The following is a 17674-nucleotide window of genomic DNA, read 5'->3' as shown; positions in this document are numbered from 1 at the left end:
GAGGTATATCCGACAATGATAACGAATAAGCAACAGACTAGCGATCCGTGGCAAACTTATTACGGCCCCAATCTTGGTTATGTACATGAACAGTATGATCGGTATCTAAACAATCCAACTTCTGTGGATGAAACATTCCAACATTTATTTGGTTTGTGGGGAGCACCAACTTCAATAACTGATGAAGATTCGGCTCCGAAAGCACCAAGTGATCGTATTTCATGGGACAGAAATTTGTTGAAAAAAGGTGTGGACGCTGGGAAGCTTGTATGGAATATTCGTGCCTATGGTCATTTACAGGCAGACATAGATCCACTTGGACTTCGTCCTGCATCTGACACAAGGCTGCTACAACCAGAACGATATCATTTGTCGCAAGAAGATTTAAAAGCGTTTCCATCTTCCTTGATTTGGCATAATGCGCCTGAGGATGTCACTACAGGATGGGACGCTATTGTGCGACTTCATGAATTATATACAGGTACTATAGCTTATGAATTTAGTCATGTACACGAGGAGGAAGAACGGAACTGGTTAAACACTCAAGCCGAATCTCCTTCACCTGGGCTGACTTTAGAGGAACGTACAACACTACTAGAACGATTACATCAAGTAGAGCAATTTGAAGAGTTTCTTCATCGAACATTCGTAGGACAGAAACGTTTCTCTATTGAAGGGAATGATGTCCTTGTTCCAATGCTTGATGAAATGTTACGCCAAATGATAGGTAGTGGTGCGAAGCATATTTTGATGGGAATGGCACATCGGGGAAGATTGAACGTATTGGCGCATGTACTTGGTAAGCCATATCAGAATATTTTCTCAGAGTTCCATAATTCACCGAACAAAAAGTTGATACCTTCAGAGGGATCCACAGGTATCAACTATGGTTGGACCGGTGATGTTAAATATCACTTAGGAGCGAACCGTCTATTAAAAGATGGCAATGAGCTTGAAGCGAGAATTACATTAGCGAACAACCCGAGTCACCTCGAGTTCGTTAATCCGGTTGTAGAAGGGTATGCCCGTGCAGCTCAGGAAGATCGGGGACAACCTGGATATCCTAAACAAGATGTGAACAAGGCGGCAACGGTTCTCATTCACGGTGATGCTGCTTTTCCAGGAGAAGGAATTGTTGCGGAAACATTGAACTTCACCAAATTACCAGGATACCAGAACGGTGGAACCATTCATATTATTGTGAACAATAATCTAGGTTTCACGACAGAGAGTAAAGACTCTCGTTCCACTCATTACGCTAGTGATTTAGCAAAAGGATATGAAATTCCGATCGTTCACGTAAACGCGGATGATCCTGAAGCATGTATTGCTGCTATGCGTATGGCGAGTGAATATCGTAATCGCTTTAAGAAAGACTTCTTGATTGATCTTGTGGGGTATCGTCGCTATGGACATAATGAAACGGATGATCCAGATACGACTCAACCATTGATATATCAAAAAGTTAGAAATCACGAACGCGTAAGTAATATATATGCTACGAAGTTATCCAACGAAGGACGGATTACGGAAGAGCAGTCTGAGCAACTCAAGCAAGGTGTCATTAATCGCATGAAGGATGCTTATGATCTAATGAAACGAAATGATGTACAGAATGCGGCTCAGCAGAGTATTGCTGTTCTTGTACCTGAATTGCCACAACCTGTATCTACCGCAGTATCATTGGATAAACTTCAACAGATTAATAAAGATCTTCTGAAACGTCCTAAAGGATTTACAGTTTATCCGAAGTTACAACGTATTCTAGAACGCCGTAACAGTTCCTTGAATGAGGGTGAGAAGGTAGATTGGGGACTTGCTGAGACATTGGCTTTCGCAACGATTCTTTCGGATGGCAAACCTATTCGTATCAGTGGGCAAGACGCGGAACGTGCGACATTTGCACATCGGAATCTAGTGTTGCATGATCCGCAGTCTGGTGCGACGTATTGTCCGTTACATGAATTGCCGCAAGCGAAGGCATCCTTTGCTATCCATAATAGCCCGTTATCTGAAGCATCTGTACTTGGTTTTGAGTATGGATACAACGTATTCTCACCAGAAACGATGGTCATCTGGGAAGCGCAATATGGTGACTTCTCAAACTGTGCCCAAGTGATAATGGATCAGTTCATTTCAGCGGGACGTTCCAAATGGACACAGAATTCAAGTCTGATTATGCTACTACCTCATGGATATGAGGGCCAAGGACCTGAACACTCCAGTGCGCGGCTCGAACGTTTTCTCCAATTATCAGGAGACGATAACATGACTGTAGCGAACCTAACTAGCGCTGCACAGTATTTCCATTTGTTGCGTCGTCAGGCAGCTCTTACTGAGACGGAAGAGGCAAGACCGCTTATCATCATGTCTCCGAAAAGCTTGATTCGTAATCCTAGAGTAGGTTCTTCCAGTTCCGAGTTCAGTGAAGGATCGTTCAAACGGGTATTGGAACAACTTGGTCTAGGAGGAAAACCTGAAAGCGTAGAACGTTTACTTCTGTGCTCCGGTAAAATTGCCGTAGAACTGGAAGAGGCTCTAGATAATGAAGAAGTTAAACGTCCGGACTGGGTGCATATTGCACGTGTAGAACAACTTTATCCGTTCCCTGAGAGCGAATTGAAGGAAATACTGGGTCGATTAACGAATCTTAAAGAGATCGTGTGGGTTCAAGAAGAACCTCAAAATATGGGGGCGTGGCGTTATATTGAACCACGTATTCGTGCGATATCTCCTGCCGGAGTAACCGTATCTTACAATGGTCGTCCTGAGCGCTCAAGTACGGCTAGTGGTTATCAGAAGGTTCATATTTTTGAACAACAACAGATTATTTCATTGGCACTTCGCTTGCAACAGGAAACGATTCAGACGAAATAATACTAATATGTCCATGAGGAGGTAGAAGACTTGAATAATATAACTGTACCCGCAATGGGAGAATCCATTACAGAAGGAACGATATACAAATGGCATGTGAAAGAAGGGGACTCCGTTAACCTTGGGGATGTACTTCTTGAACTTGAGACAGATAAAGTAAATTTAGAGATCAGTGCTGAGCAAGATGGGGTATTAGAGAAAATTCTCAGACAAGAAGGCGATACCGTTCAGATTGGTGAAGTTATTGGTCGAATCCAATCAGGTGGGGAAGCAGCGAGTCTTGGAGAATCATCTCCTAAAGAGCCTGCTCAGATTGAAAATAAGAAACAGCAAGCGTCGGAGCAGAAAGCTGCTGCAGTCGCTACAATGACACGAGCTGCTGAACCCTCAGCAGCTGCTGATAGTGCATCTTTCTTAGCAGCTTCACCTTCTGCCCGGAAATTAGCACGTGAACGTGGAATTGATCTAGAACAGGTGCAAGATCGCGATACGAAGGGTCGTATCTATCAAGAAAATGTTCGTAATCACTCCGAATCTCCTAGTGACAAGGTGAACTCTTCTTCAAATGGACAAGATAAGGCTAATAAGCTAAGTCCTCCAGCAGTGGTTGCAGCGAAGCCGGAGTTGGTTGAGAACTCCAAACCAACAGTACGCGAACGTATGTCACGTCGTCGTGCAACGATTGCTAAACGATTAGTGGAAGCACAAAGAACAGCGGCTATGCTTACGACATTTAATGAAGTTGATATGACTGCAATCCTAGATATTCGTAAGAGACGTAAACAAGCTTTCCAAGAGAAACATGATGTGGGTCTTGGGTTCATGTCGTTCTTTACTAAGGCTGTTGTAGGTGCTTTGAAGAAGTTCCCTCTTCTTAATGCCGAAATTGATGGAGAAGATATTGTTATTAAGAAATACTACGATATCGGAATTGCTGTCTCAGCCAAGGAGGGATTGGTAGTACCTGTTGTACGTGATGCTGAACGGTTAGGATTTGCGGAAATAGAGAGAACAATCGGTGAGTTAGCAGGAAAAGCGCGTACGAATACACTGAACATCTCGGAATTGCAAGGAGGTACCTTTACCATTACTAACGGCGGGGTATTTGGATCCTTGTTATCCACACCGATTCTTAATACGCCTCAGGTAGGTATTCTAGGAATGCATAAGATTCAACTGCGTCCGATTGCTATTGATCAGGAGAGAATGGAAAATCGTCCGATGATGTATATTGCACTTTCCTATGATCATCGTATCGTAGATGGTAGTGAAGCTGTACGTTTCTTAGTTGCAGTGAAGGAAATGCTAGAGGATCCTGAATCATTATTACTTGAAGGATAACAGCAATTATATTGATAATAACAAGCAGACCACACGTGGTCTGCTTGTTTTATAAAGTGAACTACTTATGTTACCATGAGAAAGTAACCTATATGGATGAATGAAGGATTAAAGGGAGTGACATAAATGAGTAATACACCGGTAAATGAATTGGATGTTGAAGAAGTTCAGGAAATGATAGCTAAAGGTGAGAAGATTGATATTATTGATGTTCGTGAAGACGATGAGTGGGAGTCAGGCCATATCTCCCAAGCGAAGCATATTCCACTTGGGACGTTAACAGCACGCCATCAAGAACTTGATGCCAATCAGGTAACGATCATGGTATGTCGTAGTGGTGGTCGTAGTGCCAGAGCTTGTGAGTACCTTACTGAACAAGGTTATAAAGTGATAAATATGTCGGGCGGTATGTTAGCATGGGAAGGCCCAGTCGTATTCGGTAAGTAAGTATACTTAGTATAGAATACCAGAAGGGGCTACCGAATATTCGGTAGCCCCTTCTGGTGTGAAATTTTTTAGATGACATATTTAGAAGTGCGATAGTATCTATAGATGTTGTATGGGATTAGACTCATAGTCATTAGGTTTAGAGGATGAATTGGAATCGTTCATTCTTGTAAGTTTACGAATGATTTCTTTCTGCCATTTAAGATCGTCTACTTTTTTAGCCAAATTCAGAAGGTCTAAATAGTCATCAATGTGCAAAGCGGCATGTTGTGCCGTTACTGTCTTCATCTGTTCGACTCCTTTTCGTCAAAGTGGATTCGAACAATATTGTACCATATCTATCTTCTAATTGATAATGTTTCTCAAATGAAATCAAATTAATAGATATCTAACGAAGTAGTCTGCTTCAAGTCTTTTATTTATATTAGATATTTATTGAACGAATCTTATGATGAATATTAACCCTCTGGATTTTCAAATCCCACATTTTTTCCGTCAAACGTAATAGCTCACTGTCATCTTGGGACTGTTCAATTTCATCAAATATTTCAAGAAGTTTATCGTTAATCGCATCAAATTCTTGCCACAACACAGCTCTTTTTTCATCTAGCATGAGAGACTGAATCATTTCTTCAGAAGTGAATGTCAGCTTCGCAATAATTTCTTCTTGCCACGCGAGATCTCCTAACTGCTTAGCATAATTGAGAAGATCTAAATAATCATCTGTCCATAATGAGGCATATACAATGGGGTTTATATTCATGATTAATTGTCTCCTTTGTTTGAGTTTATACCAAGTATTATACTGGGTATAATCAGAAAAGCAAGGCGTTGGCATGTTTTTGTATGCTTTTTTTTGAAATTACGTTGTGTACTTATATTTGCGAAGATTTATATAAAAAAAGAACCTCGCCTATACTTATCCAAGTAGGATGAATATAGATCAGGTTCTTTATTGACCTCTAAGGTTGCGCATAAGTTATTTCTTTATTGAATGGGAGCATCTTTGAAAGGATTTAGGAATGTCTTTGGAATTTCTGTTTTAAAAGTCATGACTTCACCTGTTGTTGGGTGTTCAAAAGCCAATATTTGTGCGTGAAGGCCAAGTCTACCTAAACTCCTTGTCTTCGCACCATATTTTTTATCACTTGCAATTGGATGACCAATGTCCTCCATGTGCACTCGAATTTGGTTCTTCCGTCCTGTTTCGAGATTAACTGCGAGCAGAGAGAAATAACTATTGGTTTGTAATGTTTTATAATGTGTTATCGCGAGTTGTGCGTTAGTGGGATGCGGGCTGGAAAACATCTTTAACGTACTACTTTCCTTGAGCCACGATTTAATCGTGCCCTCAGGTTTCTTAACTTTGCCTTCAACCAATGCAATATAAGTACGCTCTTTGACCATATCCTGCCATGAGTCCTGAAGCTTCTGCTTTACTTCTTCTTTCTTGGCGAACATCATTACACCCGACGTATCGCGGTCAAGACGATGTACTACAAATATGCGACTGCTTTGATTTTTTTCTCGGACATGTGCTGTCAGTTGACGATAAGCTGTGAGCTCATCTTCCTGAGAAGCGGCGACGGACAGTAGACCAGCTTCTTTATATACAACGATAATATCATCATCTTCATGCAGAATGCGGAGTCCAACCAGTGGGACTTCTTCTATAATCTTATCTTTAGAGACAGTTACTGTATTTCCGGACTCTAGTGGGAAATTATAGGCAGTAACAGCTTTACCATTCACATAAATTTGTCCGCGAGCTAACATGGATTTAACCGAGTTGCGTCCGATATTTGATAGCGTGCTCAATAAAAATGCCAATAGTTCAGCATTTTCCTTCACCGTATATTGTTTGTTATTGGATGTGTTATTACGCTGTGTTGGGTTTGGTTTATTTTTGCTTTTATTAAAAGATTGTTGTTGGCCTTGGCCAGAACGCTGTTTATTCTTCATATCATAATTCTCCATCCTCATGTGGTTTCCTGTCCAATAATACCATGAGTGATGGTGCAATGCTACGATATAGAAAGTCGAGTGATCCTACTTGGGTTGCTCATTCGATCAAAGCCCAGTAAACTTATATTATAAGAAGATTTGTTATTGGTGTATTAAGTGTATTAAGGAGTATAAATGATGATAATGGAATCTATGACCTTGGATCGTGCACAGACGTATCTTCAGAAATATTATGGCTATCCGGATTTCCGTGAAGGTCAAAGAAATATTGTATCAAGCTTATTAGATAGCAGAGATACTTTAGGGATTATGCCGACGGGTGGAGGAAAGTCCATCTGTTATCAAATTCCTGCATTGATGCTTCCTGGACTTACACTCGTCGTATCACCATTGATTTCATTAATGAAGGATCAAGTAGATGCGCTTACTACCGCAGGAATATCTGCAGCTTTCATTAACAGCACGCTTAGTGGAAAAGAAGTTAATGACCGAATCCGAGCAGCATCACAAGGCGATCTGAAGTTGCTGTATGTGGCACCAGAACGGCTGGAACTGGATTGGTTCCGCGAACAAATGTCTTATCTCCCGATTTCTTGTATTGCCGTAGATGAAGCACACTGTGTATCTCAATGGGGACATGATTTCCGGACAAGTTACCTATCAGTTGCTCCATTTGTCGAAGGGCTTTCGCAACGGCCAATTGTAGCTGCATTCACCGCAACGGCTACGCCAGAAGTCATGGACGATATTGTGAAATTATTACGTCTTCGAGAGCCACAGGTATTTGTTACAGGTCTCGGACGTGATAATCTGGCAATGTCCGTACTACGGGGTGAGAACAAGCGCGAGTTCGTTATGACATATACAGCAGAGCATGCTCATGAAACAGGAATCATCTACGCTGCAACACGCAAAGATGTGGATTTACTATACGAGCGTCTTCAGAGTGCTGGCATTTCTGCAGGTCGGTATCATGCAGGGATGAGTGATATTGAGCGAGCAGCGAGTCAGGAAGGCTTCCTGTATGATGATATACGGGTGATCGTAGCCACCAATGCTTTTGGAATGGGTATTGATAAATCTAACGTACGTTATGTTATCCACTACAGTATGCCGAAGAATATGGAAGCCTACGTACAGGAGGCAGGTCGCGCTGGTCGTGATGGTGAACCTAGTCAATGTATCCTACTGTTCAGCGGGCAGGATATCATGACTCAAAAGTTCCTAATTGAGCAGAATCAATTAGATGATGAACGTAAACATAACGATTATCGAAAGCTGCAACAAATGTTAGATTATTGCTATACCAATCGCTGTTTACGTAACGCTATGTTAGATTATTTTGGGGAAGTTCATGAAGGCAATCCTTGTGGAACATGTAGTTCTTGTACGGATGACAGGGAACTTATCGATATGACCATTGATGCTCAGAAGATATTCTCATGCATTCATCGTATGCGTGAACGATATGGTGTATCGATGGTTGCTTCGGTGCTCAAAGGATCTCGGAACAAGAAAGTACTACAGTATGGATTCGAAAGTCTATCCACGTATGGCGCGATGTCCAATCGGACGGAAAAGGAAATCTCAGAAGTGATTAACGTAATGGCGTCAGACGGGTATTTATCTCTCTCTGAAGGACAATATCCGGTATTAAAACTTCAACCATTAGCTGCTGATGTACTTAAAGGACAACGACAGGTCATGCAACGAGTTGCTCGTCGAACACGGACGAGTGGAGCAGTTGGAGGCAGTTATAGTAAGACTAGAGGTCGAGATATTTCACCGTCTGCAGTTAATGAGACGATATTTGAACAATTACGCCTCGTTCGACGTGAGCTTGCGGGTAAGGAACATGTACCGTCCTATATCATTTTTAACGATGCGACATTGCGTGAAATGAGTGTGGTATGTCCACAGACAGAGTCACAAATTCTGCAGATCAAAGGTGTTGGAGAAGTGAAATTCCGCAAATACGGGAAGCCATTCTTGGACTTCTTCCAAAACCAGAATCATGACGGATACACAGATGATTATGAATAAAAGAAAGTTGTGTGAATGATGAAAGTCGTTTTATCTACATTAAATGCTAAATATATTCATACGTCATTAGCGATTCGGTTATTAAAAGCATATAGCGAGAAAGAGTTCGACATTGAACTTGCTGAATATACGATCAAAGACCCGGTGATGAATATTGTATCCGATCTTTATCAAAGGAAGCCGGATGTCATTGGGTTTTCTTGTTACATTTGGAATATTGAAGAGACGATCAAGGTTGTTGATATTGTTAAACAAGTGATGCCTGAGGTAACGATTGTACTCGGTGGACCCGAAGTGTCTTATGATACACAACATTGGATGGAGCGTATTAAGAATGTCGATCACATCGTGATGGGTGACGGAGAAGAGACATTACATCACCTGTTGAAGACGATTGAAGGTGATCGAAAATTCCATTTTGTATATGGTACAACATACCGTAAAGGCGACGAGATTGTGATCAATCCTGGACGTCCCAAAATTGATTTAAATACGCTACCGTCACCTTACCGTTTCCCCGAGGATATCCCGGATTTGGGCAAACGTATTGTTTATTTTGAGACGAGTAGGGGTTGCCCATTTAACTGCCAATTCTGCCTATCCAGTATTGAAGTGGGTGTGCGTTATTACGATATAGAACGTGTGAAATCGGACATTACGTATTTGATCGATCACGGGGCTAAGATTATCAAATTTCTTGATCGAACATTTAACATTAATCGTAACTATGCGATGGAAATGTTTGAATTTATTATCGAAAATAACCGTGGGTGCGTATTCCAATTCGAGATTACTGCCGATATCATGCGTCCTGAGGTACTAGAATATTTAGCGGCGAATGCCCCTCCAGGTATATTCCGATTCGAAATTGGCGTACAATCTACGAACGACGTCACGAACGAACTTGTTAAACGTCGTCAGAATTTCACGAAGTTATCTCGTACGGTCAACACAATCAAAGCCTCCGGAAACATCGACCAACATCTCGATCTAATTGCTGGATTACCAGATGAAGACTATGATACGTTTCGGACGACGTTTAATGATGTATTTGCAATGGAACCCGAAGAATTACAATTAGGTTTCCTCAAGATGTTGCGAGGTACGGGGCTTCGAATTGATGCGGAGAAGTATGAATATAAGTATATGGAATACGCACCGTATGAAATATTAAGTAGTAATAAGCTTTCGTTCGCAGATATTATCCACTTGAAACGCCTTGAAGACGTACTTGAGAAGTTCTGGAATGCGCATCGTATGGACCACACATTGAAGTATCTTATGAAGAATGAATTTGACTCTCCATTTGATTTCTTCCAGGACTTTGGAGATTACTGGGAAGGTCAGGGTTGGCAGAAGATAGGACATCAATTGGAAGATCTTTTCCTTCGTCTTCAAAAGTTCCTCGAATTCCGAGGTGTTCAACGGATGGACATAATACTTGGTTTAATGAAACTGGATTATTTCCAGAATCACAAATATAAACCACGAACCATATGGTGGGATGAACGACTAACTAAAGATAAATGGTCGGTATATATGAAGTCGCTTGCAGCACATCCAGAGCAAGTATCTGCAGAGTTTACAGCACTTCAATTGGATGAGCGTGGATTACAGAAACATGCGGTGATGGATGTACTCCCATTCGATCTGGATGCATTATTGAACGAAGAAAGCAAGGCATCAGATCGAACAGATCAACAGACCTTGTTGATTGTATTGTATCAGCAAGATGAAACGGAGCGTCCTCGTTGGTTTACGTGGAAGTTAGAACCTGCGGCATTGCTGTAATTTATAAGAACAATCAAAAGGCTATCTGGTCCGCAATGGACTAGATAGCCTTTTAGTTTGTTATCATTTATTGTGTCGTGCTAACCAGTCGAGCAGATCAGCAGTTACTTCATCACGATTAATCTCGTTCAGCATCTCATGTCTTCCACCAGGATAGAGTCGGCACTCTACATCGCTTATTCCTAATTTCAGGTATATTTGATGAAGACGAGTCACGCCCTTTCCATAAGATCCAACGGGATCCGCATCGCCGGCAAATATATAGATAGGTTTATTTTTATGGATTGTACGATAACTACTTGGTTTCTGAATGTCCCGTAATAATCCGAAGAAATCACGAAAGAATCCAGCTGTACAAACCTCACCACAATAGGGATCTTGTATATATTTGTCCACTTCATCTTCATCCCTAGATAACCAGTCAAATGTGTTACGTGTAGGTGATATTTTGTGATTATATCGTCCAAATACCAGCGCGTTCAGCATAAGACTATGATGGGGGGCGCCTTGGAGTTTTATTTGCATCAGCGCTATGCTCCTGGCTAAGCCAAGGTTAGACTGGGGACCATTTGTCCCAGATAGGATAAACCCTGAATATTGTTCACCATGATGCTCCATGATTTGTTGTGTTAGAAATGACCCCATACTATGACCGAATAAATAATGAGGTATATCTCCATACTTACTTTTTAGAAAATCACCTAGTTCTAGAATGTCATTGACCATGCCGTTAAAACAATCCTCACCGCAGTCTCCAAGCGATTCAATACTTTTGGCGGTCTTGCCATGTCCACGCTGATCATGAGCATAAACAACATACCCCAATTCGCAAAGAGGTGAGGCTACCCTTGAATACCGGTCTGCAGTCTCAGCCATACCATGAACAATTTGAACGACACCCTTTAATGGGATCGCGTCCTCGGGAAGCCACTCGTAAACGTGAAGAGACATCCCTTGCTGATTAATTAATGAAAACGAACGCTTTTCCAAAAAAACGTCCCCCCCTTACAATGACAATCAAATCAATGCTGATTAATTCATATGATATTAAGGAAGATAAGTACGTAGAACAGTAGCATTACCTTCAAGTTCATAATGTAGTAAATTGGCTGGCAATAGAATACATTGACCTGCTGTAATATCTAATGATCCGTCGTCCCATTTCAATACGCCTTGTCCTTCACAGATGACAAGAATCGCGAAGCTATTAGGTGTAGTTGTGAGTGTCCAGTTCCCAGAAACAATACCTTTCTCAACGATAAAGTACGGAGAGCTTGCTAGGGTCAGCCATTCTCCCGGTACTACAGCATCTGTCTTCATGGTTGTGGCACCAGAGCCTTCATAAGCAATAACGTTCAATGAATCTTCAATATGTAAATCTCGCGGTTGACCATCTAATCCTGGACGGTTGTAGTCGTACAGACGGTAAGTCGTGTCCGAGTTCTGTTGAATCTCTGCAACAACTACGCCTGCACAAAGTGCATGAACCGTACCTGAAGGGATATAGAACGTATCACCTGCTTCTACAGGTACTTCTCTCAAACTGTCGGTAACTGTTCCATTTGCTAAGGCTAGTTGTAGACTTTCTCTAGTAACACCTTCGTTTAATCCATAGATAATTTTGGAACCTGGTTTCGCATCAAGTACGTACCACATTTCAGTTTTACCCAATTCGCCTTTTGGTAATCCAACGTAATCATCTTTAGGGTGAACTTGTATAGATAAGTCATCATTACAGTCGAGTAGCTTAATAAGAAGAGGGAAACGTCCATTGACTTCTGAGAATCCCTTGCTTCCGAACCATTCCTTACCTAATTGCTCACGAATTTGATCTAATCCAAGTCCTGCAAGTTCACCATTCATGACGTTAGTTGTTCCATTCGGGTGATCGGCAATCATCCAACCTTCTCCGATATGGCCTTCAGGTAAGTTGAGTCCGAATTGTTCTAGAGCTCTACCTCCCCATACACGTTCTTTGAATTCAGGTTGAAATTGTAATGGATAAGGCTTAATCATAATTAGTCATCCTCTCATGTTAGCTAGTCGTTTATTTCTTTTCTAGTGCTATTGTAAAAGGTGCATCAGTGCGTTGTAGCTGTTGATAAATAATGGATTGCGCAACGGATTGCGGAATAGCACAAGCCCATTGTCTAACAACTACTGACTCTGTATCTCCTCCTGGATGACCTGGATACAATACAATGGTTAATACGCCTCCGGGTCGAAGGAGCTCAAGACTAGCCTGAAGTGCACCTATGGTGCTGTCTGTTAATGTTATGATTTCTTTATTGGAAGCGCTTGTTGGTAAGTATCCAAGGTTGAACATGATGGCAGTTAGCTTGCCGTGATGGCTTTGTGGAATACTCTTCAACATATCAGCATGGCTCTGAAGCAGTAAGGTTACAGGCGATATGGAAGACTCTATATGTTGATCAAGTCTTTGCTGGGTGAGGATAAGAGCCTCCTCTTGAATATCGAATCCGTAGACATGTCCTTTTGGTCCAACAATTTTTGCTAAGAATAGGGTATCAGTGCCTGTTCCCATGGTCGCATCAATAGCGATGCTTCCAGGTCGCAGTCGCTCAGCAACTAGCTTATGGGCAAAGCTGATAACGGAGAGAAATCCCATTTCAATTATCCCTCCAATATTTACCTTGCCAAGTGTCACGCGCTTTAAGCTCAGCATCGAAACCGTTGAGAACTTCCCATTTATTAAGGCTCCACATAGGTCCGATTAGCAGATCTCTTGGGGCGTCACCTGTAAGTCGATGAACGATCATTTCGGGTGGCAACATCTCAAGCGTATCAACGATGAGTTTGATATATTCATCTTTTTCTAAGAATCGTAGTAAACCTGCTTCATATTGCTTCACCATGGGTGTTTTGCGCATGAGATGAAGTAAATGAATTTTAATGCCTTGGACATCCATATTGGCAACCGCTCTGCCTGTCTCTAACATCATCTCGTGACTTTCTTGAGGAAGGCCGTAAATGATGTGGGTACACACGCGAATATTGTGCTTACGTAATTTAGCGACAGCTTCTTCATAACAGGCTGTATCATGAGCACGGTTAATAAGTTCAGAAGTGGAGTCATGGATCGTCTGTAGTCCCATCTCAACCCAGAGATACGTACGTTCATTCAATTCTGCCAAATATTCAATTACGTCATCGGGTAGACAATCTGGTCGAGTAGCAATAGATAGTCCAACAACGCCAGGTTGCTTCAAAATAACTTCATAGTATTCTCTTAGCTCCTCAACAGGCGCGTAAGTGTTTGTATAAGCTTGAAAATAGCCGATGTACTGTGCATTAGGCCACTTCTGATGTTGCTTGTCCCGAATCGTATTGAACTGAGTAACAAGATCTTCACGTCTACTTCCTGCAAAGTCTCCAGATCCCCGTGCACTGCAGAAGGTACAGCCACCTTTAGCTATAGAACCATCACGGTTCGGGCAAGTAAACCCTGCATCAAGCATAACTTTAAATACTTTATCATTAAACTGTTGATGCATTTCGTAATTCCATGTATGAAATCTTTTATCTCCCCATAATAATGGGTTAGCACTAGGTGAATGATTCATGTGGTGCTCCTTTTGTAAAATCCTTTGTATAAGACATACAGCAACTATTATAGCAAAAAGAAGGGGAAAAGTAATGTGAATCGGTTGAAAACAGGCGAAAACTAGAGAGGAATATCATTGAAAAAGCTTACATAATATGTTAATATTATATTGAAGGTCAGACAATGAATATCAGGATTTTAATACTGGAATTCATAGTTCGTGACGTTATGAAACATAATAATCCGTGAGGTGATTTGCATGAATTCAATAGCTCAGCTTGATGGAAACAATACGGTTGCAGTAGATTTGACTCCGGATGAAGCTCTTTCGTTAACAGGTGTAGAATTTAACGGAAATCATGAAGTGAAAGCAGCAGCTCAAAGAAAGATTCGTAATGCATTTGAAAAGACATTCAATATTCAAAAAAACCATCCAACAGATTAAGATTTGTGACTTTGTTGGACCAAATTCCAAATATAAAGAACTAGGAATTCTGTACCTCCCCTATTTTTTTGAGGGAACAGAATTCTTTTTTCTTTGGCTCTTTACATTTGCTTAGAACTTCGGCACAATATTGCAATAGTGATGACTTTCGGGAATGATCTCTTGATTTGAATCCATATAGAAATGAAAGCGGAGGGAAAACATGCGTTTACGTGGTAGAAAAGGCATAAGAGAAAGTCTAGAGGGGCAAAAGGAACTCGTTATTCTAGACCCTAAAGAGTATAAAGGGAAATGGGCGTCCTTGTTTGGAAACGATAATCCAATCCATGTTGAGTTTGGGATGGGTAAAGGACAATTCATTAGCCAAATGAGCTTTAATAATCCGAACGTTAATTTTATCGGTATTGATATGTATGATGAACTGATTCGACGTGCTGCCGAGAAAGCTATGAATGTATGGTCTGAAAGTGAGTACACTCTTCCTCCAAATGTACGGTTAGCGTTTGCTAATGTAGAGTATGCGGATGAGGTATTTGAAGTGGATGAATTAGAGCGCGTTTATCTTAATTTCAGTGATCCGTGGCCAAAAGCTAAACATGGTAGACGTCGTTTGACACACCCTCGTTTCCTAGAGAAATATGTATCGCTTCTGAATTCAAATGGAGAAATTCACCTTAAGACCGATTCGCAGACATTATTTGAATTCTCATTGAATTCGTTTGCTGATTATGGATTACAGATGAATAATATTTCCTTAGATCTACATCGTGAAGGTCTTCCAGAATGGAACGTCATGACGGAGTATGAATCTAAGTTCGTAGGTAAGGGAATGTATATCAACCGCTGTGAAGTCATGGTTGGTGAACAAGCATTACAGCGATATATGGATGAGCGGTTGAAGAAGTATCGTCTTCAAGAGAATAAGCCATCTTTGGAAGTGTGAGTACTTAAACATAAGTTAGATTAAACAAGGTGACCTCTTAAGAGGTCACCTTGTTTAATTCAAACATATCAATAATACTCTTGGCACTTTGCATCGGATGATATTTAGCGATGTTATCGAGATATTTCTGTCTACGATTACTAATTTCTTCATAATCATAGATCAACTTGTTCATCCATTTCTCAATAACAGCGATCTTAGTAATCGGCTCGCCCAATCCTTGAGCAGTAAAGTACTGGCAATTTTCTTCTTCTTGACCTGGGAGAGGGTGATGGAAGAGCATAGGAATTCCTTTAGACAATCCTTCAGAACAAGTCATTCCTCCAGGTTTCGTGATGAGTATATCAGATACCTCCATGAATTGGTCGATTTCTTTAACGAAACCGAATAAATGAATGTTAGGATGATTATATTTAGGATCACTTTCCATTTTGAGACGTGATTTCTCATTACTCCCAAGACAAAATATAATCTGAATACGATCGCTCCAATTTGAAAGATAGTCATTCACAATATCATCGCTAGTAATACCCCAACCGCCTGCCATGACTAATACCGTTGGCATATCTTTGAAATGGAATTTATCACGAATAGTTTCCTTACTAGGGTGCTCCCAAAAGTTAGGGTGTACAGGTATTCCTGTAACTTGAATATGAGACAGTGGAACACCACGCCTCATAAGCTTGTATTTGACTTCGGACGTAGAGACTAGAAATCGATCTACTTCAGAACTGATCCAAGTACCGTGGGCATCATAATCCGTAATAACAGTACACAAAGGAACATTTACACCTAAACGTTTTAGTCGAGAAATGACGGCATTTGGAATAGGGTGGGTACATACAATGACATCTGGGCGAAGCTGATTTACGACATTTCGAGTATGCGTATAAAAGATACGATGTAGTGCTAAAGTCGTAAGACGATTGAGCGATTTCTTATATTGATGTCTATACATCAAACCAACCAAACGAGGTTGAGAAGTGATCGTTTTTTTGTATGCTGTAATGATCAATGGTGCCACTCTAGGATTTAAAAAACTACCTAACTCAAGCACCTTTGTCTGAATATCTGGTGACAGTTTACGAATACTGCTGGCGAGTGCATAAGCTGCTTGAGTATGCCCTGCACCAAAGCCTTCGGATAACAATAACACTCTTTTTTTAATCACTTTACAATCACCTATTCCTGCAAGGTTTTCCATATTATAACCTTATCTACTTTAGGCCCATATTGCAACTGTCATTGTGGCTACAGATGTACCAATAACAACGCCTGCTAGAACATCTGATGGATAATGAAGTCCAAGATAAATTCTAGAGAAACCAACAATGATGCTGAGACTGAGAAATAGTGGTAGCAATTCAGGAATTGCAGTTATAAAAGGAATCGTGATGGCGAATGCTGCAGTCGTATGACCTGATGGAAATGAATGATCACTTAATGGATTACGGAATGTATTCGTATCTGGCAAAGCTAGATACGGTCTAATTCGTGGGTATAGCTTCTTAGCTATAGCAACAGGAATATGGCTTATAGCAAGTGCAATAGCTGCTTGTGCTCCAGCGGTACTCCATGAAGGCGAACCGAATGCCCATGCTAATAGACTGGCACTGATAGTGAATGTAGCCCCTCCCAAATTGGTTAGATAATATAGGAAGAAGTTTAGGATATGATTATGTAGCCGACCGTTAATCCATTGGAATAATCGCTGATCCAATTTCTGAAGTCTAAAGATGAGTTGTCTCATGTTATTCCTCTCCTATGGCCTTAAAGCCCTGGTGTTCGGCAGTGAGCCTTTAGTATCATTTCCATATCTTAATCTATTCATTTCATCATATTTTTAATTGCTTAAATTTTCAAGCGAAACGTATAAAAAGGATCATTGCTTTTTGACTTTCACCCTGTTTAGAACGTACAATGATTCAGATGCAAACAAATATGTTTAAACAAATTAAATGGTATGTCAACTTTTTCGATGCTTATTACGTCTGTTTATATAGGAACAATCATTTCATATAGGAAATGGAATATAAAAAAAGGAGGAAAGAGAAATAAATAATTAGCAAATGGATGAAAATAAGAACTAATCATCACTATGTTGAGACTAGAATACTACAGCACAGTTAAATAACGGCTCTTATCTTATTTTTGGATCAAGAAAGGGTCTAAGGCCTTTTGACAAAGTATTCAAAAACATACATTATTATTAAGGTGATAAAAACGACATGTTCAAAAAGGGTCATAAGGGACAAAG

16 protein-coding genes are annotated in these 17674 nt (G+C 40.7%); 7 read left to right on the top strand and 9 right to left on the bottom strand.

Features of this window, described 5'->3' with window-relative positions:
- Positions 1 to 15: 15 nt before the first annotated feature.
- The 3 genes from PBAT_RS01370 (at position 16) to PBAT_RS01360 (ending at position 4665) form a co-directional block, all read left to right on the top strand.
- The gene (locus PBAT_RS01370) at positions 16 to 2877 is read left to right on the top strand and encodes a 2-oxoglutarate dehydrogenase E1 component (protein WP_068645947.1); all 2862 of its coding nucleotides are present in this window, start codon (positions 16 to 18) and stop codon (positions 2875 to 2877) included.
- A 30-nt stretch (positions 2878 to 2907) separates the two neighbouring features.
- Positions 2908 to 4218, top strand: a complete 1311-nt coding sequence (gene odhB / locus PBAT_RS01365) for a 2-oxoglutarate dehydrogenase complex dihydrolipoyllysine-residue succinyltransferase (protein WP_068645946.1) — start codon at positions 2908 to 2910, stop codon at positions 4216 to 4218.
- Between the two features lie 126 nt (positions 4219 to 4344).
- A complete protein-coding gene (locus PBAT_RS01360; protein WP_068645945.1) occupies positions 4345 to 4665 on the top strand; it encodes a rhodanese-like domain-containing protein in 321 nt (106 codons plus the stop codon).
- 99 nt (positions 4666 to 4764) lie between these two features.
- Here the strand turns inward: PBAT_RS01360 and PBAT_RS01355 are convergent, their stop codons facing one another.
- The 3 genes from PBAT_RS01355 to PBAT_RS01345 all read right to left on the bottom strand — a co-directional run bounded on the left by PBAT_RS01355 (position 4765) and on the right by PBAT_RS01345 (position 6627).
- Positions 4765 to 4953 (bottom strand): hypothetical protein, encoded by a 189-nt coding sequence (locus PBAT_RS01355; RefSeq protein WP_068645944.1) that lies wholly within the window; start codon positions 4951 to 4953, stop codon positions 4765 to 4767.
- Positions 4954 to 5089: 136 nt separating this feature from the next.
- Positions 5090 to 5428 (bottom strand): hypothetical protein, encoded by a 339-nt coding sequence (locus tag PBAT_RS01350; RefSeq protein WP_068645943.1) that lies wholly within the window; start codon positions 5426 to 5428, stop codon positions 5090 to 5092.
- A 224-nt stretch (positions 5429 to 5652) separates the two neighbouring features.
- The gene (locus PBAT_RS01345; protein ID WP_068646358.1) at positions 5653 to 6627 is read right to left on the bottom strand and encodes an RluA family pseudouridine synthase; all 975 of its coding nucleotides are present in this window, start codon (positions 6625 to 6627) and stop codon (positions 5653 to 5655) included.
- A gap of 180 nt (positions 6628 to 6807) precedes the next feature.
- Between PBAT_RS01345 and recQ the strand changes: the two genes are divergently transcribed.
- Both recQ and PBAT_RS01335 read left to right on the top strand, forming a co-directional pair.
- Entirely contained in the window at positions 6808 to 8673 is a 1866-nt protein-coding gene (gene recQ / locus PBAT_RS01340; RefSeq protein ID WP_068645942.1) for a DNA helicase RecQ, read from the top strand.
- Positions 8674 to 8691: 18 nt separating this feature from the next.
- A complete protein-coding gene (locus PBAT_RS01335; RefSeq protein WP_068646356.1) occupies positions 8692 to 10464 on the top strand; it encodes a B12-binding domain-containing radical SAM protein in 1773 nt (590 codons plus the stop codon).
- A gap of 63 nt (positions 10465 to 10527) precedes the next feature.
- On the opposite strand, the gene PBAT_RS01330 is transcribed toward PBAT_RS01335, so the two are convergent.
- From PBAT_RS01330 to mnmL, 4 genes are read right to left on the bottom strand one after another with little or no spacing between them, the layout of a single operon-like run.
- Positions 10528 to 11454, bottom strand: a complete 927-nt coding sequence (locus PBAT_RS01330) for an alpha/beta fold hydrolase (protein ID WP_188016976.1) — start codon at positions 11452 to 11454, stop codon at positions 10528 to 10530.
- A gap of 57 nt (positions 11455 to 11511) precedes the next feature.
- Positions 11512 to 12480, bottom strand: coding sequence for a type I phosphomannose isomerase catalytic subunit (locus tag PBAT_RS01325; protein WP_068645941.1), 969 nt, complete (start codon positions 12478 to 12480; stop codon positions 11512 to 11514).
- Between the two features lie 31 nt (positions 12481 to 12511).
- Positions 12512 to 13093, bottom strand: a complete 582-nt coding sequence (gene mnmM, locus PBAT_RS01320) for a tRNA 5-(aminomethyl)-2-thiouridylate-methyltransferase MnmM (protein WP_068645940.1) — start codon at positions 13091 to 13093, stop codon at positions 12512 to 12514.
- 1 nt (position 13094) lies between these two features.
- Entirely contained in the window at positions 13095 to 14048 is a 954-nt protein-coding gene (gene mnmL / locus PBAT_RS01315) for a tRNA modification radical SAM protein MnmL/YtqA (protein ID WP_068645939.1), read from the bottom strand.
- A gap of 240 nt (positions 14049 to 14288) precedes the next feature.
- On the opposite strand from mnmL, the gene PBAT_RS01310 reads away from it, so the two are divergent.
- Together PBAT_RS01310 and trmB are read left to right on the top strand one after the other, a co-directional pair.
- Complete coding sequence (locus PBAT_RS01310) at positions 14289 to 14474, top strand: hypothetical protein (protein WP_068645938.1); 186 nt, start codon at positions 14289 to 14291, stop codon at positions 14472 to 14474.
- A gap of 202 nt (positions 14475 to 14676) precedes the next feature.
- Positions 14677 to 15417: a tRNA (guanosine(46)-N7)-methyltransferase TrmB gene (trmB, locus tag PBAT_RS01305; protein ID WP_068645937.1), complete on the top strand. Its 741-nt coding sequence runs from the start codon at positions 14677 to 14679 to the stop codon at positions 15415 to 15417.
- A 37-nt stretch (positions 15418 to 15454) separates the two neighbouring features.
- On the opposite strand, the gene PBAT_RS01300 is transcribed toward trmB, so the two are convergent.
- Both PBAT_RS01300 and PBAT_RS01295 read right to left on the bottom strand, forming a co-directional pair.
- Complete coding sequence (locus PBAT_RS01300) at positions 15455 to 16588, bottom strand: MGDG synthase family glycosyltransferase (protein ID WP_068646352.1); 1134 nt, start codon at positions 16586 to 16588, stop codon at positions 15455 to 15457.
- 51 nt (positions 16589 to 16639) lie between these two features.
- On the bottom strand, positions 16640 to 17167 hold the full coding sequence (locus PBAT_RS01295; RefSeq protein ID WP_068645936.1) for a phosphatase PAP2 family protein: 528 nt from the start codon (positions 17165 to 17167) through the stop codon (positions 16640 to 16642).
- Between the last annotated feature and the right edge of the window lie 507 nt (positions 17168 to 17674).

This window comes from Paenibacillus antarcticus (assembly GCF_001637225.1).
GTDB lineage: Bacteria > Bacillota > Bacilli > Paenibacillales > Paenibacillaceae > Paenibacillus_AQ > Paenibacillus_AQ antarcticus.
The sequence above is the reverse complement of the archived record's forward strand: the minus strand, read 5'-3'. Positions and strand labels throughout refer to the sequence as shown.

Excerpts from the sequence above, each read along its gene's own strand:
- PBAT_RS01295 (WP_068645936.1), bottom strand. The coding sequence starts at position 17,167 with ATGAGACAACTCATCTTTAGACTTCAGAAATTGGATCAGCGATTATTC.
- PBAT_RS01325 (WP_068645941.1), bottom strand. The coding sequence starts at position 12,480 with ATGATTAAGCCTTATCCATTACAATTTCAACCTGAATTCAAAGAACGT.
- PBAT_RS01355 (WP_068645944.1), bottom strand. The coding sequence starts at position 4,953 with ATGAAGACAGTAACGGCACAACATGCCGCTTTGCACATTGATGACTAT.
- PBAT_RS01335 (WP_068646356.1), top strand. The coding sequence starts at position 8,692 with ATGAAAGTCGTTTTATCTACATTAAATGCTAAATATATTCATACGTCA.
- mnmL (WP_068645939.1), bottom strand. The coding sequence starts at position 14,048 with ATGAATCATTCACCTAGTGCTAACCCATTATTATGGGGAGATAAAAGA.
- trmB (WP_068645937.1), top strand. The coding sequence starts at position 14,677 with ATGCGTTTACGTGGTAGAAAAGGCATAAGAGAAAGTCTAGAGGGGCAA.
- PBAT_RS01310 (WP_068645938.1), top strand. The coding sequence starts at position 14,289 with ATGAATTCAATAGCTCAGCTTGATGGAAACAATACGGTTGCAGTAGAT.
- mnmM (WP_068645940.1), bottom strand. The coding sequence starts at position 13,093 with ATGGGATTTCTCTCCGTTATCAGCTTTGCCCATAAGCTAGTTGCTGAG.
- PBAT_RS01370 (WP_068645947.1), top strand. The coding sequence starts at position 16 with ATGATAACGAATAAGCAACAGACTAGCGATCCGTGGCAAACTTATTAC.
- recQ (WP_068645942.1), top strand. The coding sequence starts at position 6,808 with ATGATAATGGAATCTATGACCTTGGATCGTGCACAGACGTATCTTCAG.
- PBAT_RS01345 (WP_068646358.1), bottom strand. The coding sequence starts at position 6,627 with ATGAAGAATAAACAGCGTTCTGGCCAAGGCCAACAACAATCTTTTAAT.
- PBAT_RS01350 (WP_068645943.1), bottom strand. The coding sequence starts at position 5,428 with ATGAATATAAACCCCATTGTATATGCCTCATTATGGACAGATGATTAT.
- PBAT_RS01360 (WP_068645945.1), top strand. The coding sequence starts at position 4,345 with ATGAGTAATACACCGGTAAATGAATTGGATGTTGAAGAAGTTCAGGAA.